A 1647-nucleotide genomic window follows, 5' to 3' on the forward strand; every position below is an offset into this window, starting at 1 on the left:
TAGTTTAGGTACGGTGGGGTTAGAAGTTACCGTAAGAATAGTGGAGCCTTTATAGTTAGTCTGCTATGAGTAAAAAGTTTTAACCTTTTTGATTAAGGCTCCACTATTCTAAGGTTTCGTTTCCGGCACATCGAAACCTAGGTTATAGACCAAATACGCTTGTGGAGAGGCGACCTCTATTTTTCCTGGCTCTGGCCTGGTTAAACAAGTCACCCCGTTGTTCGCGTAGCGTGGCCAAAGGCCAAGCAAGAATCCCCGCGCCTTTAGGCCGGGGAGTGTCAAGCTATATCGTTGAGCATCACGCTCCTGCCCATGAATCATTGGTAGCATCGCCCAAGGTTTGGGCCTTGATTTGTCCTCGGCCAGATCATTGGCATGTGATGGCAGGACCAATCATCAGCAGTGGTCAATTAGTAGGTGCCGTAGGCTGCACTCGTGAACGGTCAATGCCTGCTTTCAATACACAGAATCTAGCGGATATGAGTGCAGTCAGTTTGCACTTGTCTGTTTGGGCTACAACCGTGCGCTCCCAGCACCAATCTTTCAAAAGCGATCGCTTAACCCCTCGTGAATTGCAAATTGCCGAATTAGTTGCATTGGGACGCACTAACGCAGAAATTGGGACTGAACTTTGGATTACAGAGAATTCAGTCAAGCAAGCTCTCAAGCGAATGTTTCGGAAGCTGAAAGTTTCATCCCGTGCTGAGATGGTTGCACAACTTTGGGTTAAAAAAGCTGACTTATCAAATCAAGAATTATCTCCATTCGACTCGATGCCCAACACCCAACGATAAGCTTACCGCAGCAACTAAAGCTTGTAGGGTGGGCAAGAACCGTTTGGTTATGGGTGAGTATTCTAGATAATAGAAATTTGCCCAGCCTATTTTAATTGGTATTTTTTTTACACTGTTCCCTGTTCCCTATTCCCTATTCCCTATTCCCTTTCCTTGCATATTAGTTCTTAAAATCGTTGATAACAAACATCCTTGCCGACGCCTTACTTAGTTAGCAGTTTTATAAAAAAACTATCGCCTCAAGGTTAAGAAAAAAATAAAAACGTTAATTTTAGGTTAATCCTAGGTAAACTTAACAAAATCTTTATACGCTATTCAGATAAAATTACACTAAACATTTACATAAATTTTAAAAACAACCGTTAACCAAACCTTAGAATTATTTTTAGATAAATACAATCAAAATTTAACCTGGAAATGAAACCCTGACTAAGGTAGTTCAGCTAGTTTCAATCATCACGTAAACCCATGCCAATCCTGTTGAAGGTTGGTAAAAATTGCGTATTAGGTGATAGCTGTTCGCGTAGCGTATTAGCTGTTCGCGTAGCGTGCGCTTAGCGCATTAGCTGAAACAATTTTTTAGGTGCGCTTGACCCATTAAGAATTAAATTCGCGTGATTGTCGCACCTCTAGTTTCTGTGCTTCTAACTCTCTAGATATCAAAACCCTAAATTCGAGAGTTTTAGTCTCGTTGATTCCAGGATTTTATGAAATTAAAAGGATTTGCATCTTTACCAGCTGATACGTTTGCAGAAGGACCCCCGTCTGGTGCAGACAATGGCAACGGTGAACCGATTTCTGCCAATGGTCGCACCGGTCCGTTTGATGGACAACCTGTTCAAGGCTTTAGTGG

General features: G+C 42.3%; 2 protein-coding genes. One reads left to right on the forward strand and one right to left on the reverse strand.

Going from position 1 to position 1647, the window contains the following annotated elements:
- Positions 1–108: 108 nt before the first annotated feature.
- Positions 109–330: a hypothetical protein gene (locus F6K49_RS46845; RefSeq protein WP_293109328.1), complete on the reverse strand. Its 222-nt coding sequence runs from the start codon at positions 328–330 to the stop codon at positions 109–111.
- A gap of 17 nt (positions 331–347) precedes the next feature.
- Between F6K49_RS46845 and F6K49_RS46850 the strand changes: the two genes are divergently transcribed.
- Complete coding sequence (locus F6K49_RS46850) at positions 348–794, forward strand: helix-turn-helix transcriptional regulator (protein ID WP_293109329.1); 447 nt, start codon at positions 348–350, stop codon at positions 792–794.
- Positions 795–1647 lie beyond the last annotated feature (853 nt).

The organism is Moorena sp. SIO3I6, assembly GCF_010672095.1.

Bases quoted from the DNA above. Each gene is read 5' to 3' on its own strand.
- F6K49_RS46845 (WP_293109328.1), bottom strand. From the start codon at position 330: ATGCTACCAATGATTCATGGGCAGGAGCGTGATGCTCAACGATATAGC.